This window comes from Pseudonocardia oceani (genome assembly GCF_019263585.2).
GTDB lineage: Bacteria > Actinomycetota > Actinomycetes > Mycobacteriales > Pseudonocardiaceae > Pseudonocardia > Pseudonocardia oceani.
This window is the reverse complement of the sequence record NZ_JADQDF010000001.1, coordinates 4,139,439-4,158,736: the sequence shown is the minus strand read 5'-3', so window position 1 is coordinate 4,158,736 and position 19,298 is coordinate 4,139,439. Positions and strand designations below refer to the sequence as shown.

Here is a 19,298-nt window from a genome sequence, read left to right as displayed (position 1 = left end):
CGGGCGGGCACCGCACGATGACGTGCACCACAGACCGACACCTCGACGGAGAGGAACGGACATGCGTCCCCGGACCGTGCTGGGAGTGCTCGCGGCGATCGCCGCGGTGCTGCTGGTGCCACCACTGATCGGCTCGGCCGCGGGCGGCGGTGACGGCACCCAGCTGCGCGGACTGCGGGTGCTCGTCCCCAACTCCCCCGGCGGCGGCTACGACATCACCGCCCGCACGGCGGCCCGCGCGATGGAGGACTCCGGCACGTCCGGCGCGGTGGAGGTCTTCAACCTCCCCGGCGCGGGCGGCACCGTCGGCCTCGGGCGCACCGTCAACGAGAGCGGCAACGACCGGCTCGTCATGTCGATGGGCCTGGGCGTCGTCGGCGCGGTGTTCACCAACTCCTCGCCCTCCACCCTCGCCGACGTCACGCCGATCGCCCGGCTGACGCAGGAGAGCGAGATCGTCGTCGTCGGCAAGGACTCGCCCTACACCTCGATCGGGCAGCTGCTCGCGGCGTGGACGGCCGACCCGGGTGCGGTGCCCGTCGGTGGCGGCTCGTCGCCGGGCGGTCCCGACCACCTCGCGCCGATGCTCATGGCGCAGGCCGTCGGGCTGGAGCCCAGCGCGGTCAACTACGTCTCCTACGACGGCGGCGGCGAGCTGCTCGCCGCGGTGCTGGGCGACAAGGTGGCGTTCGGGGTGTCCGGGCTCGGCGAGTTCGCCGAGCAGGTGGCCGCGGGCGAGCTGCGGGTGCTGGCCGTGACCTCGGCCGAGCGCGCCCCCGGGCTCGACGCGCCGACGCTGACCGAGTCCGGCGTCGACGTCGAGTTCACGAACTGGCGCGGGATCGTCGCACCCCCGGGGCTGGACGACGCCGCGCGGGCCGAGCTGGTCGAGGCCTTCACGTCCCTGCACGGGACGCCGGAGTGGACCGAGGCGCTCGAGACCAACGGCTGGGACGACGCGTTCCTGGTCGGCGACGACTTCGGCGCGTTCCTCGCGTCGGAGAACGACCGCGTGGCCGGCGTGCTGCGGGAACTGGGGCTGGTGTCATGACCACGATGGACCGGCTCCGCGAGCGCTCCGAGCTCGGCGTCTCGGTGCTGCTCGGCCTGGTCGGACTGGTCGTCGTCGTCGACAGCCTGTTCGGCACCGACGCCGCCGCGAGCTCCGACCCGCTCGGCCCGCACGCCCTGCCCCTGCTGGTCGGCGCGCTGCTCGTGGTGCTGGCCGTGCTGCTCGCCCGCGACGTCCTCTCGGGCGGGCACGGCGAGGCGGAGGGCGGCGAGGACGTCGACCTGACGGTGCCCGCCGACAAGCGCACGGTGCTGCTGCTGGCCGGCGTACTCGTCGCGACCGCCGCACTGATCCCGCTGCTGGGCTGGCCGCTGGCCGGCACGGGGCTGTTCTGGGGCGCGACGTACGCGCTCGGCTCGCGCTCGGTCCCCCGCGATCCGCTGATCGCGGCGGGTGTCTCGCTCGTCACCTGGATCGTGTTCGACGCCCTGCTCGGCGTCGACCTCCCGGGCGGGCCGCTGATGGGGGTGTTCGGCTGATGCTCGATTCCTTCACCTCGCTGATGGGCGGCTTCTCGGCCGCCCTGACGCCGGGCAACCTGCTCTTCGCCGCGATCGGGGTCCTGCTGGGCACCGCGATCGGCGTGCTCCCGGGCATCGGCCCGGCCATGGCGGTGGCGCTGCTGCTGCCCGTCACCTACGCCTTCGACCCGACCGGCGCGTTCATCCTGTTCGCCGGCATCTACTTCGGGGCCATGTTCGGCGGCTCCACGACCTCGATCCTGCTCAACACCCCCGGCGAGTCCGCGTCGGTGATCGCGGCGATCGAGGGCAACCCGATGGCGAGACAGGGACGCGGGGCGCAGGCGCTCGCCGCGGCCGCGATCGGGCACTTCATCGGCGGGATCGTCGGGGCGATCGGCATCGTGCTGCTCGCCCCGCTCGTCGCCTCGGTGGCCGTCGACATCGGCGCCCCCGACTACTTCGCGATCATGGTGCTGGCGTTCGTCGCCGTCACTGCGGTGCTGGGCACCTCGCGGATCCGCGGGTTCGCCGCGCTGGCCATCGGCCTGACGATCGGCCTGGTCGGCCTCGACCCGATCTCCGGGCAGCCGCGGCTGACGTTCGGCGTGCCGCAGCTCGCCGACGGCATCGACGTCATCATCGTCGCGGTCGGGCTGTTCGCCGTCGGCGAGGCGCTGTGGGTGGCCGCGCACCTGCGCCGCAAGAAGGACCAGGTCATCCCGGTCGGTCGCCCGTGGCTCTCCCGCGAGGACCTGCGGCACACGTGGAAACCGTGGCTGCGCGGCCCGTTCATCGGGTTCACGTTCGGCTCGATCCCGGCCGGTGGCGCCGAGATGTCGACGTTCATGTCCTACGTGACCGAGCGGAAGCTGTCCAAGCGCCCCGAGCTGTTCGGCAAGGGCGCGATCGAGGGCGTCGCGGGTCCGGAGGCGGCGGCCTCGGCCTCCTCGGCGGGCACGCTCTCGACGATGCTGACGCTCGGCCTGCCGACCACCGCGATCGCGGCCGTCATGCTGGCGGCGTTCCAGCAGTTCGGCATCCAGCCGGGCCCGCTGCTGTTCGTCAACGAGCCCGACCTGGTGTGGACGCTCATCGCGAGCCTGTTCATCGGGCTGGTGCTGCTGCTGGTGCTCAACCTGCCGCTGGCCCCGGTGTGGGCGAAGCTGCTGCAGATCCCGCGGCCCTACCTCTACGCCGGCATCCTGTTCTTCGCCTGCGTCGGGGCGTACGCGGTGAGCGGCCAGCCCGTCGACCTGATCGTGCTGCTGGTCATCGGCGGCATCGGGTTCCTGATGCGCCGCTACGGCCTGCCGGTCCTGCCCGCGATCATCGGCGTCATCCTCGGCCCGGACGCGGAGCTGCAGCTGCGAAGGTCCCTGCAGATCGCCGACGGCGACTGGTCGACGCTGGTCTCCACCCCGCTGTCGATCATCGTGTACCTGGTGATCGCCGCCCTCCTGCTGTTCCCGGTGGTGCGGAAGGTCGTGGGCCGGCGGAACACCCCGGAGAAGGAGAGCACGCCGGTCTGACCCCTCCCACCACGTTGCAGGAAAGCCACGTTCCCGCCGTCACATGGCAGGAACGTGGCTTTCCTGCAACTCAGGGGAGAGGGGCCCGGCCCGGCCCCGGCGCACCGGCGAACGCCTGGGCGAACGACAGCCACTCCGTCGCCACCGGCCCCGTCACCTGCAGCGCCGTGTCGTCGCGGTGGCGGCGCTGGGTGACCAGCAGGCAGAAGTCGAGGGCCGGGCCGGTGACGCGGTCGGCCGCGCCCTCCGGCCCCCACGTCCACGTGCCGCCCGACGGCGCAGCGAGCTCCACCCGCACCGGCACCTCGGGCGCCGGCCGCTCGCGCACCGCGTAGCTGAACGGCATCGCCCGCACCCCGATGTGCGCGACGTGGCGCAGCCGGTCGGTCGGCTCGCGGGTGACGCCCACGGTGTCGGCGACGTCCTGCCCGTGCGCCCAGGTCTCCATGATCCGCGCGGTGAGCGAGGAGGCCGTGCTCATCGCCGGGCCGAACCACGGCACCCGCAGGCCGGGGTCGAGGTCGCGGAAGACGGCGACGAGCCGGGCCCGCGCCTCGTCGAACCACGCGAGCAGCTCCGCGGGCGGGAGGTCGCGGTACCGCGCCGCGATGGCGTCCGGATCGACGCCCGAGCCGGCCTTCGCGGCGAGCGCCGCCCGGAACGCGTCGGGCTCGGTGGCCGACTGCACCGCCACGTCGTCGAAGTGGGCGAGGTGGCTCACCTGGTCGCGGACGGCCCAGCCCGCGGCGGGCGTCGGAGCGTCCCAGCCGGCGTCGTCGAGGTCGGCCAGCAGGGCGCGCAGGACGGCGGACTCCGCCGCGAGGTCGTCGGCCAGCTGGTGCATGTCGGGTGCCATGACCGAACTCTAGGAGCCCGTGCCCGCCCGGGGGCCGCGGACGACCACCCACCGCGACGTTCGCCGCACAGGCTGTACCGGTCACCGCGCGCCACTGCACCCGATCGGGCCCGACCGTGCCCGAACGTGCCGCAGCACACCGTCGGTGACCCGCCGAACGGCGGCACCACCGATGGGCCACCCGGCCGGGACACGTACCCCCACCACGGGTATCGCGCCCGGACGCACCGCCGTCAACGGCTGCGACACACCGCCCGGAGGAGTGGTGTAGGACCGGCTCACCCTCGGGCGGGCGTGCACAGGGCGTATGGCATGGTTGCGCCGCGTCACTGTGGGAGGAGAGCCGTGCAGGTCGTCTCGATCATCAATCACAAGGGCGGCGTGGGCAAGACGACGCTCACCGCCAACCTCGGGGCAGGTCTCGCCGCGCGAGGTCGAAGGGTCCTGCTACTGGACCTCGACTCGCAGGCCAGCCTGACGGTCTCGTTCTTCACGCCACCGGAGTGGGCCGAGCAGCTGCTACCGGAGCGGACCATCAAGCACTGGTTCGACGGGCTCGACGACGGCACCGCCCTGGAGAGCCCCGGCGGCCTCGTGGCCACTCCGCGGCGCGTGCGCGAGAAGCTGTCGCGCTCGCCGGGCCGCCTCGACCTGATCGCCGCGCACCGCGACCTGTCCGACATGGACACCGTCCTCGCTGCGCAGCTCATGTCGGCGCCGGAGCGCTTCGTCGACCTGCACAGCCGGCTGCGCGTCGGTCTGGAGCACCCGGCGTTCGCGGAGTACGACGTCGCGCTGATCGACTGCGCCCCCAACTTCGGGCTCATCGCCCGCAACGCGGTGGCCGCGAGCGACCTGCTGCTCATCCCGACCAAGCCCGACTACCTGTCGACGAACGGCATCGACTCGCTCGGACTGAAGATCCGCGAGTTCGTCGACGAGTACAACGCGCGCTCGATGGAGCAGATCACCCGCCCGCCGGCGTCGGTCGTCTTCACGATGGTGCAGCTGCACGACGACCAGCCGATCGAGGCGCAGCGCGCGGTGATGAGCCGGATCGAGGCGGGCGGCGTCGCGCCGCTGTCGACCACGATCCGCGACAGCAAGGCCGTGTACGGCCCGGCGCCCGAGTACGGCGTGCCGGTCATCCTCGGCGGCACCGGCCGCGCGCTCACCCGCGAGCTGCGCGACCTGGTCTCCGAGGTCTCCGCCCAGATCGACGGCACCGAGGGGATGGCGGCGTGACGGAGCTGCTCACAGCGGAGACCTTCACCGCGGAGTCCCTCACCGGGGAGTCCTTCCCGGTCGAGGCGCTGGTCGTCGGCGACCCGGTCCTGCCCGCGGCCGCGCTCGCCCGCGTGCTCAACGAGCTCTCTCCCGAGCAGCTGCGCGACCTCGCCGAGGGCCGTGGCCGCCTGGTGTACGCGCCGTGCGCGCCGCCGACGCGCTCGCGCCGGCCCGCGGCGCCCGTCGTCGACCTGAGCGCCGACGTCGAGGCGATCCGGGAGATGCGCACGCGCACCGACATCACCGACCACCTCGCCGACCGCCGCTTCACGGTGCCGGTGCTGCGCGAGCTGGCCCGCGCGCTGGGCCCGACGGTGCCGAGCACCGGCCGCAACCGCGCCGAGCTCGTGCACGCCATCGTCGAGGGCACGGTGGGCTTCCGCGCCCGCTCGGCCGCGCTGTCCGGCGGGGCCTGGCTCTAGATAGATCCCCCCAGCGCGCTCCCTCAGCGCAGGGGCGACTTCTCCCCCGCCGTCACCGCCGCCGACACCGCGTTGCCGGCGGGCGGCAGGGGGCAGGTCGCGAAGTCGGTGAACGCGCAGGGCAGGTTGACGAGGCGGTTGAGGTCGATCGTGACGCGCCCGTCGACCGGGTCGGGCACTTGCACCGAGCGCCCGCCCGGGTAGGTCGTGACGCCCGAGGTGGCGTCGCGGAAGTGCAGCGACAGCCCGCCCTGCTCGCCGGGCACGGCCACCAGCGAATGCTCGGCCCCGTCGACGACGAACCGGACGACGCCGACGGCCGTGAGGTGGTGCTGCAGCCCGTCGACGACCGCGTCGACGGTGATCGGGCGCGGCTCGTCGTAGGCCTCGAACACGCCGTCGACGACCCAGCGCGGGTCGACGTCGAACGCCGGCACCCCGGTGAACGCGGTGCGGGTCGGGGCGTGCGGGTCACGGACGCGCAGCACGTGGGCGTCGGTGCGGCGCGCGATCTCGACGACCTTGTCGCCGACCTCCACGAGCGAACCCGGCAGCCCGTTCACCGGGTGCAGCACCGCGGTGCCGTCGACCGGCAGCGGGCCGCGCACGCCGCGGACGAACAGCCCGTCGGCCGTCGACGCGGTGACGACGACACCGTCCGGCGTGGCGCTCCAGAGACCGGGCAGGCCCTCGACCGTCGACGGCTCGGGGGTGAGCCAGTGCAGCGCGGTGAGGCTGAGCCAGCCGTGCGCCGTGCGAAGCTGCTCCTCGCGGTCGGAGTGCCAGGCGTCCCACGCGGAGTGCAGGTCGAGCGTCGCGGTCATACCGGTGGAACACCCTGTCGTGTGCGCCCCATTCCCGCCCGCGGGGTCGACAGCGCCGAGCGGCGCCCAGCACGGTAGCTCCGTGATCACGCGCGCCCTCCGGCACGCACGTGCTGCCGATCATCCGGGAGAAGGAGGCCGAGCTCGCCGATCGCACGCCCGCGCTCGTCGGCAGCTGACCCCCGTGAGTGGCGATCGTGGCCCTGGCCACGATCGCCACTCACGAGCCCGGAGGGCATCCGTGTGCCCCGAGGCGCACACCTGTCGACCGGCTCACCCCACCCGGGCGTGCCTGTTGGGGAGCCCGGGCGGGGTGGCCGGCTCGATGCCGCGCACGCGGGGCAGGAAGCGGCCGGTGCGGGCCGCGTACTCGGTGTAGGTCTCGCCGTGCACGCGCGCCAGCGCCGGCTCCCGCACCCCGCGGACCTGCACCTGCACGGCGACGACGAGCACGACCGTCGCGAGGACCCCGACCAGCGTCGGCACCATGACGAGCGTGCCGGCCAGCGCGAGCACGCCGCCGGTGAGACCGGGGTGGCGGACGCGCTCGTGCAGCCCGTCCGTCACCAGCGCCGGCCCGGAGCGGCGCACCGCGGCGACCTGGCTCCGCGCGGCCAGGACGAGCACCGTGCCCAGCAGCGAGAGCCCGGCCCCGATCACGGCGACGCCCGGGTCGTCGAACAGCGCGATGGGGTCGATGACGTCGGCCCCGACGAGCAGCGGTGCGGCCAGGCCGAGCACCGCGGCCAGCGCGAACAGGCTCCGGGCCCACCACGCGACCGCCGTCCGGCCCGCCCGGCCGGCCGGGCGCGGCCCGCGGCCCAGGGCGCCGAGCGCGACCGCGGCGACGCCGAGCACCAGCGCGACCCACCCGGCGACGTGGTGGTCGAAGCCGGGCAGGTCGCCCGACGCCTCGACGGCAAGCCACGCCCCACCGAGGAAGAACAGCGCCGACGCCCCGACCCGGATCGCCTTCTCCGGCAGCCGCCTGCCGAGCTGGCGCCCCACGACGATCGCGAGCGCGTCGGCCGCGACCATGCCGACGGTCGATCCCACCCACACCCCGGCCCAGCCGTACTGCGTGGCGAGCGTGATCGTGGCGAGCATCGTCTTGTCGCCCAGCTCGGCGAGGAAGAACGCGACCGTGACGGCAAGCAGAGCCGATCCCCCGACCCGCGCCGCCCTGGCCTGCTCCGACTCGGTCAGCGAGTCACCGCGCAGCGTCCACAGCCCGAACCCGAGGAACATGACGGCCGCGGTCAGCGAGATCCACCCGGTGGGCAGGGCGGAGCCGAGCCCGTGCCCGACGGCCACGGAGATCAGGTGCACCACCGAGGTGGCGACCGTGATCCCGACGATCACGGGGACCGCGCGGTAGCGGGTGGCGAAGGCCAGGGCCATCAGCTGCGACTTGTCGCCGAGCTCGGCGACGAACACGACCAGCGCGCTGACGCCGAGCGCCAGCAGGCTGTCATGAAGTAGTACGGCGTCCACGACAGAGCCACGTCCTCGATCTCGGACCGGATCGAGGTGGGTCCACTCCGACCCGGTTGCAGTCACCGGATCGAAGGTCTCGCTCGCCTGGTGGTGGCAGGCCGTGCGGCCGGGCGTCCCGGAGATGGGCGGGGAGCCAGTGTGTCGACCGCGACGTTGGGAGCTACTCCCCTTCGCGTGTCCAGACCATACGCTGCAGGGGCCGGTCCGTCGCCGGACCCGCCCCAGCAGTGGAGGAGATCACATGCCCGACGCCGTCATCGTCGACGCGGTCCGCACGCCCATCGGCAAGCGGAAGGGATCGCTCGCCGAGGTCCACCCCGTCGACCTCTCCGCCGTGGTGCTGCGCGCGCTGGTCGAGCGCACCGGCATGGACCCGTCCCTCGTCGACGACGTCGTGTGGGGCTGCGTCAACCAGGTCGGCGACCAGGCGTCGCAGGTGGGGCGCTACGCCGTGCTCGCCGCGGGCTGGCCGGAGAGCGTCCCCGGCGTCACGATCAACCGGGCCTGCGGGTCGAGCCAGTCGTCGTTCGACTTCGCCGCCGGCATGGTCATGTCCGGGCAGTACGACGTCGTCGTCGCCGGCGGCGTCGAATCGATGACGCGCGTGCCGCTGGGCTCGGGCCGCGACCTGGGCCGCCCGTTCGGCCCGCTGGTCCGCGAGCGCTACGCCACCGACCTCACCAGCGGCGAGTTCCCCGGCGGTGACTTCAACCAGGGCGTCGGCGCCGAGCGCATCGCCGCGGAGTGGGGCTTCTCGCGGGCGCAGCTCGACGAGTACTCGTCGCGGTCGCACGCCCTCGCGGCCGCCGCCATCGACGCGGGCGCCTTCGACGCCCAGCTCGCGCCCGTCCCGGACGCCCCCGGCCTCACCGCCGACGAGGGCCTGCGCCGCGGCACCACGCCCGAGACGCTCGCGAAGCTCGAGCCGGTGTTCCGCGAGGACGGCGTCATCCACGCGGGCAACAGCTCGCAGATCTCCGACGGCGCCTCGGCCGTCCTGATCACCACTCCGGAGCGGGCCGCCGAGCTGGGGCTCACGCCGATCGCGCGCTACCACGGCGGCGCGGTCAGCGGCGCCGACCCGCTCAAGATGCTCACCGGCCCGATCCCGGCCACGGCGAAGGTGCTCAAGCGCACCGGGCTGTCGGTGTCCGACATCGGCACGTTCGAGGTCAACGAGGCCTTCGCCCCCGTGCCGCTGGCCTGGCAGGCGGAGTTCGGCGCCGACCTCGACCGCCTCAACCCCCTCGGCGGCGCCATCGCCGTCGGGCACCCGCTGGGCGCGTCCGGCACCGTCCTCATGACGCGGCTCGTGCACCACATGCGCGACCGCGACATCCGCTACGGCCTGCAGACCATGTGCGAGGGCGGCGGCACCGCGAACGCGACGATCGTCGAACTGCTGCGCTGAACCACCGGGGGCTGAGATAGGCCTGACGGACCGGAATCGGTAGGCGATTCCCAGGAGCGTCTCAGCTGCCTCCCAGACTCCGGGCCCACCGTGGTGCCATGACCGAGAACAGGGAGCAGGGACCGGACGCGAGCGCGCCCCAGGGCCCCCGCGCCGACCAGCACCCCGTCCCCACCTACGCCGGAGCCCCGGCTCCGGACGGGTCGGGGACCGCCCGCCACGCCCACGGGCACACCCACCCGATCTACCCGGCCTACGGCGCGTTCGCCATGGGCCCGACCGGTCCGGCCGGGCCCACCGGGCCCGGCGGCGGGCCGACCGGCACCGCCGACCGTCCGCGCCGGTCGCGGACGATGACCGGCATCGTCACCGCCGCGCTGATCGCCGGGCTCGTCGGCGGCGGCGCGGGCTTCGGCGGCGCGTACGCGCTGCTGGAGAACGACTCCACGGCGCCGACGCTGCTCACGTCCCCCGCCTCGCCGGCCGCGGCCGCGACGGCCGGGACGGTCGCCGGCGCCGCCGCCACGGCGACGCCGAGCACGGTCGACATCCGCGTCACGCTCGCGCAGGGCACCGCGGAGGGCAGCGGCGTGGTCCTCACCGCCGACGGCGCCGTGCTCACGAACAACCACGTCGTGGCCGGCAGCACCGGCGACATCACCGTCACCCTCGCCGACGGCACGACGCACTCGGCCACCGTCGTCGGGACCTCGCCGAGCTACGACCTGGCGGTGCTGGAGCTGCAGGGCGTCTCCGGGCTCACCCCGGCCGTGCTGGGCAACAGCGCCGACCTGCAGGTCGGGCAGCAGGTCGTCGCGATCGGGTCGCCGCAGGGCCTCACCGGCACCGTGACCACCGGCATCGTCAGCGCGTTCGACCGCACGGTCGCCGTGCAGGGCGAGGACGGCTCGGCCGTCGTCTACAACGGGCTGCAGACCGACACCCCGATCAACCAGGGCAACTCCGGCGGCCCGCTCGTCGACCTGCAGGGCCGCGTCGTCGGCATCAACTCCGCGATCGCCACCGGCAGCAGCCAGAGCACCGGCAGCATCGGCCTCGGGTTCGCGATCCCGGTCGACCAGGCCAGGCGCGTGGCGCAGGAGATCCTCGACTCGGGCACGGCCTCCAAGCCGGTGCTGGGCGTGCAGGGCGGCGCGGCGACGAGCAGCGGGGGCGGCGCGCAGATCGCGGCGGTCGAGCCCGGCTCCGCGGCGGCGCAGGCCGGCCTCGCGGCCGGGGACGTCGTCACGAGGGTCGGCGACGCCCGCGTCGAGGACTTCGCCGACCTCGTCGCCCGCATCGGTGCCCAGACCCCTGGCGACACCGTCGCGCTGACGGTCGGCCAGGACGGGTCCGAGCGGACGGTCCAGGTCACCCTGGGCAGCGCCCCCGACCGGGCGGCGACGACGAGCAGCGGCGGCCAGGCCCAGACCGCGCCGCAGTCCCCGTTCGGCAGCCCCTTCGGCAACTGACCGCCCTTCGGCGACGGAGGCGCGGTAACCCTTAGGCAGGCCGGGGCGGGTGACGACGACGAGACCCCGACACGGTCACCACGAGACCCCGACTCGCGGGATTCCCCCCGCGAGTCGGGGTCTCCTTGCGCGTGTGTCGCGGGCCGGTCAGTCCTCGGCGAGCCAGGCCCGGATCTCGGCCTCGTCAGCACCCAGGCCCGGCGGCGGGCGGTGGTAGGCGGGCGGGGTGGCGGAGTAGGTCACGGGGTTGCGGACGCTCGGCATCCCGCCGGGCCGCACCACCGGGTCGAGCCCGAGCCGCTCGGCCAGCGCGAGCCCCTCGTCGACGCCCTGGATCGGGCCGCACGGCACGCCGACCGGGGCGAGGACGTCGAACCACTCCTGCGCCGACCGGGTGGCCAGGCGCTCGAGCAGCAGGGGGCGGAGCTCGTCGCGGTGGGCGTTGCGGTCGGCCATCGACCCGAAGCGCGGGTCGTCGAGCAGCTCCGGCGCCCCGATGGCGGTCGCGAGCTTGCGGAACTGGCCGTCGTTGGCCGCGATGACGATGAGGTCGCCGTCGCCGGTGGGCAGCGGCTCGTAGGGGAACAGGCTCAGGTGGGCGTTGCCCAGCCGCTGCGGGACGACCCCGCCCGCGAGCACCGCCGACGTCTGGTTGACCAGCGCCGAGAGTCCGGCGGACAGCAGGTTGGTCTGCACGTGCTGGCCCTGGCCGGTGGCGTCGCGGTGGTGCAGCGCAGCCAGGATCGCGACGGTCGCGTGCAGCCCGGTGACGACGTCGAGCACCGCGACGCCCGCCCGCAGCGGCGGCCCGTCGGCCTCGCCCGTGACGCTCATCAGCCCCGACACCGCCTGCGCGAGCAGGTCGTAGCCGGGCAGGCCGGAGTCGGGGCCGAAGCCCGAGATCGAGCAGTAGACGAGGCCGGGGTTGGTGGCCGAGACCGTCGCGTGGTCGAGCCCGAACTGCGCGAGCCCGCCGGGCTTGAAGTTCTCGACGAGGACGTCGGCGCGGTCGGCCAGGCGGCGGGCGACGGCGAGGTCGTCGGCGTCGCGCAGGTCCAGGACGATCGAGCGCTTGTTGCGGTTGGTCGACAGGTAGTAGGTGGCGGTGCCGTCGGCGGAGACCGGGGGCGTCCACGTGCGGGTGTCGTCGCCCGTCGGCGGGCCCTCCACCTTGATCACGGTGGCGCCGAGGTCGGCGAGCAGCATGGTGGCGTAGGGGCCGGCCAGGATGCGGGCGAAGTCGGCGACGACCACCCCCGCGAGCGGTCCGGTCGGGCGGTCGTCAGCGATCACGACCCGATTCTGGTGCATGCGCGGCGGCGGCCTCCGCGGCGCGGGCCGCGAACAGCGCGCGCTCGGGCCCGTTGCGGGTGAGCGCGGCCGCCTCGACGAAGCGGTCGGCGGCCTCGGCGTGCCGCCCGGCCATGGCCAGCAGCTCGCCGTGCACGGCGGGGCGCTGCGGGTAGGCGGCCAGCGCCGCGGCGTGCTCCTGCACGGCGACGACCTCGTCGAACAGCGCCAGCCCGGCCTCGGGCCCGGACGCGTAGCCGTGGGCCATCGCCCGGTTGAGCGCGACGACGGGCGAGGGCCACCCGGCGGCCAGCACGTCGTAGAGCGCGGCGATCTGCGCGCGGTCGGTCTCGGCGGCGGTGCGCGCGGTGGCGTGGCAGGCCGCGACGGCCGCCTGCAGCGTGTACGGCCCGATCCCGCCCACCTCGGCGGCCCGGGCCAGCGCCGCGAGCCCGCGCCGGACCAGCAGCGCGTCCCACCGGCGCCGGTCCTGGTGCTGCAGCAGGACGGGGCGGCCGTCGGCGTCGTGACGGGCGGCGGCGCGCGCCTGCGTGAGCTCCAGCAGCGCGGCGAGTCCGTGCGCCTCCGCCTGCCCCGGCACGAGCGAGGCCGTGAGTCGGGCCAGCCGCAGCGCCTCGGCGCACAGCTCGGGGCGCATCCAGTCCTCGCCCGCGGTGGCGCTGTAGCCCTCGTTGAACACCAGGTAGATCACCTCGAGGACGCTCGCGAGCCGCTCGACCAGCTCCTCGGGCGCCGGCATCGCGAACCGGATCCCCTTGTCCCGCAACGCCTTCTTTGCCCGCGAGACCCGCTGCCCGGCCACCGTCCCGGGCACCAGGAACGCCCGCGCGATCTCGTCGGTGCGCAGGCCCGAGAGGCAGCGCAGCGTGAGCGCGACGCGGTGGTCGCGGTGCAGTGCGGGGTGGCAGGCGGTGAACAGCAGCCGCAGGACGTCGTCGCCGACGGGGTCGTCCAGGGCGTCGTCGACGGCGTCGCGCGCGTCGACGACGTCGGTGGCGTCCCGGCCGATCACCTCGACGGCGCGGCGGTGCACGGCCGCGCGCCGGAACCCGTCGACCGCCCGGTTCTTGGCCGTGGTCATCAGCCAGCCGCCGGGGTTGGGCGGGACCCCGTCGACGGGCCAGCGCTCCAGCGCCGCGACGAGCGCGTCCTGCGCGAGCTCCTCGGCGGTGCCCACGTCCCCGGTCAGCCGGGCGAGCCCGGCCACCAACCGCGCCGACTCGATGCGCCACACCGCCTCCACGGCGGCGACGCCCGACGCACCGGTCACCCCGCCATCATGCCGGGCCCGCTCTCACGCCGGGGGCGCGAAGTCCTCGGGCCCCATCACCTTCAGCACGCGCGCCTCGCCCTCCCAGCCGGGCCAGAGGTCGTGGTGCAGGGCCATGAACCGGCTGGTCCACTCCACCGCCTCCTCCTTCGTGCGGGTGTCGTAGACGGCGTAGCTGATCATCTCCTTGGACTCCGCGAACGGGCCGTCGGTGACGCGGAGCCCGTCACCGCCCACGGCGACCTTGGCGCCCGCGGCGCTCGGGGCGAGGCCCGCGGTGTCCAGCAGCACGCCGGCGCGGGTGGCGTCCTCCCCCAGCGCCAGGATGCCGGCCATCAGCTCGGCGGGCGGCGGGGTGTCGGGGGTGCTGGCCTCCAGCACGACGAGGTAGCGCATCGGGAGGTTCCTCTCGGGGGGGTGGGTGTCAGCGGCCGTCGGTGTTCGGCATGGTCCGGTAGCGGTGCACGAACACGACGGTGAGCAGCGCGAACACGGCGACGACGACGGCCACGAACACCGGCACGCCCGCCGATCCGAGCAGCCCCGCCGCCATGGCGAGGAATCCGGCGAGGAACAGCGGCGCGACGACCCGGCAGGCCGTGGCGAGCCCCGCGAACCCCTCGCGGGAGAGCCGCCGGGCGAGGACGAGCAGCGCCGCGGCGAGGCACGGGAACCCGAGCGCGCCGGCGAGCAGGTGCACCGCCGCGGTGCCGCTGATCGTCGTGGCCTGCGGCAGGCCGGCCGGGAACCCGTTCACGGCGTCGACGGGGAAGATCCCGGCCACGACCAGGCTCAGCCCGAACAGCGCCAGCAACACCGGTGACGCCGTCGCGGCCGGGCCGGTGCGCAGCGCGCGGCGCAGCCCGAGCGCGGCCAGGACCGCCATCGCACCGGTGACGACGAACGTGGTCACCTGGATCCACCCGCCGTCGCCGAGCGCGAGCTGGCTCCAGGCGTGGCGGGAGAAGTCGAAGCCCTCGCGCAGCAGGCCCTGCGCCACCGAGGCGACGACGTACACGGGCCCGGCGATGACGCCGTAGCCCAGCAGCGACTTCGTGACGCGGTCGGCGGTGAGCTCGTCGGGCGCCGAGGTGGTGCCGGCGCGGGTGGGGATGGTGGTCATGGCGGTCTCCCGGTGTCCTGCCCCCGGTCGCGGGGGCGTGTACCGACTCCACGAACGGCCCGGCCGGATTTTGCACCCGGGCCGCGAGGATCTCTCAGCGCCGCGCCCGCACCGGGTCGAGGCGCCGCAGCCGCACCGCCGTGAGCGCCACGAGCACCGCCACGATCACGACGAGCGCCGCCACCGCGAGCAGCCACTGCCCGGCGTTGTGCTCCCAGAGCGGGTCGGGGTCGGTCTGCAGCCGGTTCATGTCGATGGTCGTGGAGCCCATCGCGAACGCCCACCGCGACGGCACCAGCCACGCCAGCTGCTCCAGCACCGGCCGCCCGTGCACCGGGAAGATCCCGCCGCTGACGACGAGCTCCAGCATCAGCACGAGCACCAGCAGCGGCATGCCGCGGTCGGCGTTGTCGATGAACGCGGAGATCGCGAGCCCCGCCACCATCGACGCCACGGTGACGGCGACGACGGCGAGCAGCACCTCCGCCACCGGCGACCCCAGGACGAGCGCCTCGTCGGGGCCGTCGCGCCCGAGCGTCGCGAGCAGCGTGAACAGCACCGCCTGCAGCCCGGTGATCAGGCCCAGAACCAGCAGCTTCGACACCAGGTACGCCGGGAGCGACAGCCCGATCGCGCGCTCCCGGACGTACACCGGGCGTTCCTTCACCAGCTCCCGGATCGAGGCGGCCAGCCCCACCAGCGCCCCGCCGACGACGAGCACGAGCAGCAGCTGCAGCGGCTGGCCGTCGGCGGCGCCGAGGGCGGCCGTGACGGACAGGCCGGAGTCGCCCGGCACCAGGCGGGCCAGCAGGCTCAGCATCAGCGGGAGCGCGGCCAGCGAGATCGCGTACTGCTTGTCCGAGGCGATGACCGCCAGGTAGCGCCGGCACAGCACCGCGAGCTGGGTGCCGAAGCGCTGCTGCGGCGGGGCCGCCGAGGGGGCCGAGCGGTCGGCGATCCGGGGCGTGTACCCGGTGGCGCCGGCGACGTAGCGGCGGTGCTGCGCCGACTGCCGGAAGCGCGCCCCGATCTCCTCGCCCGGCACGCGGCTCAGCAGCAGGAACATCTCGGCGTAGTCGGGCTGGTCGAAGTAGGCCAGGGCCTCGCCGGGCGGCCCGAAGTAGGCGACGTGACCGCCGGGGGCGAGCACGAGCAGGCGGTCGCACTGGTCGAGGTTGGCCACGCTGTGGGTGACGACGACGACCGTGCGCCCGCCGTCGGCCAGCCCGCGCAGCGTCTGCATGACGGCCTTGTCCAGGCCGGGGTCGAGGCCGGACGTCGGCTCGTCGAGGAACAGCAGCGTCGGCTTGGTGAGCAGCTCCAGCGCCACCGACGTGCGCTTGCGCTGCCCGCCCGACAGCGTGTCGATGCGCTGGTCGGCGTGTTTCGTGAGGCCGAGCTCCTCGAGCACCTCAGTGATCCGCCGCTCGCGGTCGGCCCGCTTGACGTCGGCCGGGAAGCGCAGCCGGGCGGCGTAGCGCAGGGCGCGGCGCACCGTCAGCTGGGTGTGCAGCACGTCGTCCTGCGGGACCAGGCCGATGCGGTGGCGCAGCTCGTCGAACTCGGCGTAGAGGTCGCGCCCGGCGTAGCGGATCTCGCCGATGTCGGCGGGCCGGCTGCCGGTGAGCGCCCGCAGCAGCGTCGACTTCCCCGCCCCGCTGGGCCCCACCACCGCGAGCAGGCTCTTGCCGGCCAGCCCGAAGCCGACGTCGCGCATCAGGGCCTTGCCCTCGGGCGTGGTGACGCCGAGGTCGCGCACCTCGAAGGCGACGTCGCCGGTGTCGACGGCCGCGACGAGCTCGTCGCCGTGCAGCTGCAGGAGGGCGTGCCCGATGCCGATGACGTCGCGCGGCCCGACCGCGGCCGTCCGCACCCGCACCCCGTTGACGAACGTGCCGTTGCCGGTGCCGAGGTCGGCGATCTGCCAGCCCTGACCGGTGCGCCGCAGCTCGGCGTGGTGGCGCGAGACGAGCAGGTCGTCGAGGACGACGTCGTTGTCGGGCAGCCGGCCCACCCGGATACGGGCGGTCGGCGCGGCCCGCGCGACGCTGTAGCTCATCGTGGCGCCGCCACCCTGGCGGGCCAGCACCCCGCCCCGGGGCACCGGGGGCAGCCGGTCCCGTGACGGGGGGCCGGGCGGCGGCGGGGCCCCGACCGGCCGGAGCTCCAGCGCCGTGACGTCGGGCGGCGTGCCGAGGTGCACCGTGACCGGGCCCGTCACCGCCATCGTCGTGACGCGCCTGCCGCCGGCGAACGTGCCGTAGCGGGAGTGGTCGGTGATCGTCCAGCGGCCGTCGGTGAGTTCGACGACGAGGTGCGTGCGCGAGACGTGCGCGCCGGGGAGGTCGAGGTCGGCGGTGGGCCCGCGCCCGATGACGAAGGGGCGCCCGGGTGGGACCTGCATCCGCCGCCCCGCGGCGACCAGCTCCAACGACTGCATCGAGGTCCCCCTGGTCGGCCGTGGTGGCCGTAACCTAACGCGATCTCCCGGCCCGTCAACGCGTCGGCCCGCGCCGCGCCGGAGCTCGTCTCTTCGCGACCGCCTCCCGCCGGGACGGCGCGCCGGTTAGCGTGCAGGCATGGCTCTGGCGATCACCGACGACCACCGGACGCTGGCCCAGGTGGCCCGCTCCGCCCTCTCCGGGCAGCGCGCGGCCGCGCGCGACCTGCTCGACCGGCCCGACGAGGCGCTGCCCGCGTCGTGGAAGGAGCTGGCCGGGCTCGGCTGGCTCGGGCTCGCCGTGCCCGAGGAGCACGGCGGCGAGGGCGCCGGGCTGCCGGAGCTGGCGGTCGTGCTGGAGGAGCTGGGCCGCGTCGTCGCGCCCGGGCCGTTCCTGCCGACCGTCCTCGCGTCGGCCGTCCTGACCGAGGCCGGCACGCCGGAGCTGCGGGCGTCGCTGCTGCCGGGGCTGGCCGACGGGTCGCGCACCGCGGCCGTCGGGCTCGGCGCCGGCGTCACCACCGACGGCACCACCGCGAGCGGCGACGCCGGATTCGTCCTGGGCGGCGGGCTCGCCGAGCTGTTCCTGCTGGTGGCGGGCGACGACGTGGTCGTGGTCGAGGCCGTCACGAAGGACGTCCCCGCCGCGCTGCTCGACCGCACCCGCCGCGGCGCCCTCGTCACCCTCGACGCCGCCCCCGTGCTCGGCGTCATCCCGGGCGGGGCCGCGGTGGCGCGCCGGCTCACCCGCGTGCTGGCCGCCGCGGAGGCCGCGGGCATCGCGACCGCCTGCCTGGAGACCTCGGTCGCCTACGTCCAGGAGCGCAAGCAGTTCGGGCGCACCGTCGGCACGTTCCAGGCCGTCAAGCACAAGGCGGCCGACCTGCTGCTCGACGCCGAGCTCGCCGTCGCCGCCGCCTGGGACGCCTCGCGCGCCCCGGCCGGCACGCCCGGCGCGGAGCTCGCCGCCGCGGTGGCGGCCGCGCGGTCGGTGCCCGGCGCCGTCCGGGCCGCGGAGACGATGATCCAGCTGCACGGCGGCATCGGCTTCACCTGGGAGCACGACGCCCACCTCTACCTGCGCCGCGCGCTCACGCTCGCCGCGGTCGTCGCGCAGACCGGTGACGCCGACCGCGACGCCGCCCGCCTCACCCGCGACGGCGTCACGCGCGCCCCGGACCTCGACCTCCCGCCCGAGGCCGACGCCCACCGCGCGGCCGCCCGCGAGTTCGTCGCCTCGATCGAGGGTCTCGACGCGCCCGCGCGCCGCGTGAAGATGGTGGAGTCGGGCTACCTCGTGCCGCACTGGCCGCCGCCGTGGGGCCGCGACGCGTCGGCCACCGAGCAGCTCGTCATCGAGCAGGAGTTCCGCGGCGTCGACATGCCGTCCCTGGGCATCACCGCCTGGAACATCCAGACGATCTCCCAGCACGGCACGCCAGAGCAGCACGACCGCTGGCTGCTGCCCGCGCTGCGCGGGGAGACCGAGTGGTGCCAGCTGTTCTCCGAGCCCGGCGCGGGCTCCGACGCGGCGGCGATCTCCACGCGCGGCGTCCGCGTCGACGGCGGATGGCGGGTGAGCGGCCAGAAGGTGTGGACGACCCGTGCGCACCAGTCCGACTGGGGCTTCGCGACGGTCCGCACCGACTCCTCGGGCCCGAAGCACTCGGGCATCACGATGATGGCGATCGACCTGCGCTCGCCGGGCGTCGACGTCCGGCCGCTGCGCGAGCTCACCGGCGACGCCCTGTTCAACGAGGTCTTCCTCGACGACGTCTTCGTGCCCGACTCCGACGTCGTCGGTGAGGTCGGGCAGGGCTGGCGGGTGGCGCGGGCGACGCTGGGCAACGAGCGCGTGTCGATCGGCGGGGGCGGTGCGGGCACGATCCCGTTCCGCGCCAGGGACCTGCTGCCCCTCGCCGACGCGTCGCCCGACCCGCACGCCGCGGAGCGGGAGGTGGGGGCGCTGGTCGTCGAGGACCTGACGAAGCGGCTGCTCCTGCTGCGCCAGGCCGCGCGGGCGGTCGGTGGCACCGAGCCCGGTCCGGAGGGCAACCTCAACAAGCTGTTCTCCTCCGAGCACGCCCAGCGCGTCACGGCGCTGGCGGTGCGCCTGGCCGGCACCGCGGCCGTGGCGGGGGGCAACGAGCTCGTGATGCGCTGCTACCTGTGGGCGCGGTGCCTGACGATCGCGGGCGGCACGTCGGAGATCGCGCGCAACCAGGTCGCGGAGCGCCTGCTCGGCCTGCCCCGCGACCCGCTGATCAGCTGAACCCCCTCGTGAGTGGCGATCGTGGCCCTGGCCACGATCGCCACTCAC

The 19,298-nt window shown here is 74.9% G+C and carries 16 protein-coding genes; 8 read left to right on the top strand and 8 right to left on the bottom strand.

Features of this window, described 5'->3' with window-relative positions:
* The first annotated feature begins 61 nt into the window (after positions 1 to 61).
* The 3 genes from I4I82_RS20905 to I4I82_RS20895 are packed head-to-tail and all read left to right on the top strand — an operon-like array spanning position 62 to position 3,065.
* Positions 62 to 1,051 carry a Bug family tripartite tricarboxylate transporter substrate binding protein gene (locus I4I82_RS20905; protein ID WP_218589421.1) on the top strand — a complete coding sequence of 330 codons (990 nt, stop codon included), beginning with the start codon at positions 62 to 64 and terminating at the stop codon, positions 1,049 to 1,051.
* Positions 1,048 to 1,551 (top strand): tripartite tricarboxylate transporter TctB family protein, encoded by a 504-nt coding sequence (locus I4I82_RS20900; RefSeq protein ID WP_218589422.1) that lies wholly within the window; start codon positions 1,048 to 1,050, stop codon positions 1,549 to 1,551. Before I4I82_RS20905 ends, I4I82_RS20900 begins: the two co-directional genes overlap by 4 nt.
* Positions 1,551 to 3,065: a tripartite tricarboxylate transporter permease gene (locus I4I82_RS20895; protein WP_218589423.1), complete on the top strand. Its 1,515-nt coding sequence runs from the start codon at positions 1,551 to 1,553 to the stop codon at positions 3,063 to 3,065. Before I4I82_RS20900 ends, I4I82_RS20895 begins: the two co-directional genes overlap by 1 nt.
* A gap of 70 nt (positions 3,066 to 3,135) precedes the next feature.
* Here I4I82_RS20895 and I4I82_RS20890 read toward each other — a convergent pair whose 3' ends face one another.
* The gene (locus tag I4I82_RS20890; protein ID WP_218589424.1) at positions 3,136 to 3,921 is read right to left on the bottom strand and encodes a TIGR03084 family metal-binding protein; all 786 of its coding nucleotides are present in this window, start codon (positions 3,919 to 3,921) and stop codon (positions 3,136 to 3,138) included.
* Between the two features lie 345 nt (positions 3,922 to 4,266).
* Here I4I82_RS20890 and I4I82_RS20885 point away from each other — a divergent pair, with 345 nt between their 5' ends.
* Positions 4,267 to 5,166 (top strand): ParA family protein, encoded by a 900-nt coding sequence (locus I4I82_RS20885; RefSeq protein ID WP_218589425.1) that lies wholly within the window; start codon positions 4,267 to 4,269, stop codon positions 5,164 to 5,166.
* Complete coding sequence (locus I4I82_RS20880) at positions 5,163 to 5,630, top strand: hypothetical protein (RefSeq protein ID WP_218589426.1); 468 nt, start codon at positions 5,163 to 5,165, stop codon at positions 5,628 to 5,630. The genes I4I82_RS20885 and I4I82_RS20880 overlap by 4 nt, the downstream gene beginning before the upstream one ends.
* Before the next feature lie 23 nt (positions 5,631 to 5,653).
* Here I4I82_RS20880 and I4I82_RS20875 read toward each other — a convergent pair whose 3' ends face one another.
* Together I4I82_RS20875 and I4I82_RS20870 are read right to left on the bottom strand one after the other, a co-directional pair.
* Positions 5,654 to 6,454, bottom strand: coding sequence for a DUF1684 domain-containing protein (locus tag I4I82_RS20875; protein ID WP_218589427.1), 801 nt, complete (start codon positions 6,452 to 6,454; stop codon positions 5,654 to 5,656).
* Between the two features lie 273 nt (positions 6,455 to 6,727).
* A complete protein-coding gene (locus tag I4I82_RS20870) occupies positions 6,728 to 7,948 on the bottom strand; it encodes a TMEM165/GDT1 family protein (protein ID WP_226370166.1) in 1,221 nt (406 codons plus the stop codon).
* Between the two features lie 244 nt (positions 7,949 to 8,192).
* On the opposite strand from I4I82_RS20870, the gene I4I82_RS20865 reads away from it, so the two are divergent.
* Both I4I82_RS20865 and I4I82_RS20860 read left to right on the top strand, forming a co-directional pair.
* Positions 8,193 to 9,362 (top strand): thiolase family protein, encoded by a 1,170-nt coding sequence (locus I4I82_RS20865; protein ID WP_218589428.1) that lies wholly within the window; start codon positions 8,193 to 8,195, stop codon positions 9,360 to 9,362.
* Positions 9,363 to 9,460: 98 nt separating this feature from the next.
* Complete coding sequence (locus I4I82_RS20860) at positions 9,461 to 10,834, top strand: S1C family serine protease (protein ID WP_218589429.1); 1,374 nt, start codon at positions 9,461 to 9,463, stop codon at positions 10,832 to 10,834.
* Between the two features lie 147 nt (positions 10,835 to 10,981).
* Here I4I82_RS20860 and I4I82_RS20855 read toward each other — a convergent pair whose 3' ends face one another.
* From I4I82_RS20855 to I4I82_RS20835, 5 genes are all read right to left on the bottom strand, one after another.
* Positions 10,982 to 12,127 carry a CaiB/BaiF CoA transferase family protein gene (locus tag I4I82_RS20855; protein ID WP_226370165.1) on the bottom strand — a complete coding sequence of 382 codons (1,146 nt, stop codon included), beginning with the start codon at positions 12,125 to 12,127 and terminating at the stop codon, positions 10,982 to 10,984.
* On the bottom strand, positions 12,117 to 13,415 hold the full coding sequence (locus tag I4I82_RS20850) for an RNA polymerase sigma factor (protein WP_218589431.1): 1,299 nt from the start codon (positions 13,413 to 13,415) through the stop codon (positions 12,117 to 12,119). Before I4I82_RS20850 ends, I4I82_RS20855 begins: the two co-directional genes overlap by 11 nt.
* A 24-nt stretch (positions 13,416 to 13,439) precedes the next feature.
* Entirely contained in the window at positions 13,440 to 13,811 is a 372-nt protein-coding gene (locus I4I82_RS20845) for a YciI family protein (protein WP_218589432.1), read from the bottom strand.
* A gap of 28 nt (positions 13,812 to 13,839) precedes the next feature.
* A complete protein-coding gene (locus I4I82_RS20840) occupies positions 13,840 to 14,538 on the bottom strand; it encodes a DUF998 domain-containing protein (protein WP_218589433.1) in 699 nt (232 codons plus the stop codon).
* A gap of 94 nt (positions 14,539 to 14,632) precedes the next feature.
* Positions 14,633 to 16,978 carry an FHA domain-containing protein gene (locus I4I82_RS20835; protein ID WP_218589434.1) on the bottom strand — a complete coding sequence of 782 codons (2,346 nt, stop codon included), beginning with the start codon at positions 16,976 to 16,978 and terminating at the stop codon, positions 14,633 to 14,635.
* Positions 16,979 to 17,117: 139 nt separating this feature from the next.
* Between I4I82_RS20835 and I4I82_RS20830 the strand changes: the two genes are divergently transcribed.
* A complete protein-coding gene (locus I4I82_RS20830; protein ID WP_218589435.1) occupies positions 17,118 to 19,250 on the top strand; it encodes an acyl-CoA dehydrogenase family protein in 2,133 nt (710 codons plus the stop codon).
* The last annotated feature ends 48 nt before the right edge of the window (positions 19,251 to 19,298 follow it).

Bases quoted from the DNA above. Each gene is read 5' to 3' on its own strand.
- I4I82_RS20835 (WP_218589434.1), bottom strand. From the start codon at position 16,978: ATGCAGTCGTTGGAGCTGGTCGCCGCGGGGCGGCGGATGCAGGTCCCA.
- I4I82_RS20860 (WP_218589429.1), top strand. From the start codon at position 9,461: ATGACCGAGAACAGGGAGCAGGGACCGGACGCGAGCGCGCCCCAGGGC.
- I4I82_RS20895 (WP_218589423.1), top strand. From the start codon at position 1,551: ATGCTCGATTCCTTCACCTCGCTGATGGGCGGCTTCTCGGCCGCCCTG.
- I4I82_RS20875 (WP_218589427.1), bottom strand. From the start codon at position 6,454: ATGACCGCGACGCTCGACCTGCACTCCGCGTGGGACGCCTGGCACTCC.
- I4I82_RS20840 (WP_218589433.1), bottom strand. From the start codon at position 14,538: ATGACCACCATCCCCACCCGCGCCGGCACCACCTCGGCGCCCGACGAG.
- I4I82_RS20900 (WP_218589422.1), top strand. From the start codon at position 1,048: ATGACCACGATGGACCGGCTCCGCGAGCGCTCCGAGCTCGGCGTCTCG.
- I4I82_RS20905 (WP_218589421.1), top strand. From the start codon at position 62: ATGCGTCCCCGGACCGTGCTGGGAGTGCTCGCGGCGATCGCCGCGGTG.
- I4I82_RS20830 (WP_218589435.1), top strand. From the start codon at position 17,118: ATGGCTCTGGCGATCACCGACGACCACCGGACGCTGGCCCAGGTGGCC.
- I4I82_RS20845 (WP_218589432.1), bottom strand. From the start codon at position 13,811: ATGCGCTACCTCGTCGTGCTGGAGGCCAGCACCCCCGACACCCCGCCG.
- I4I82_RS20890 (WP_218589424.1), bottom strand. From the start codon at position 3,921: ATGGCACCCGACATGCACCAGCTGGCCGACGACCTCGCGGCGGAGTCC.
- I4I82_RS20865 (WP_218589428.1), top strand. From the start codon at position 8,193: ATGCCCGACGCCGTCATCGTCGACGCGGTCCGCACGCCCATCGGCAAG.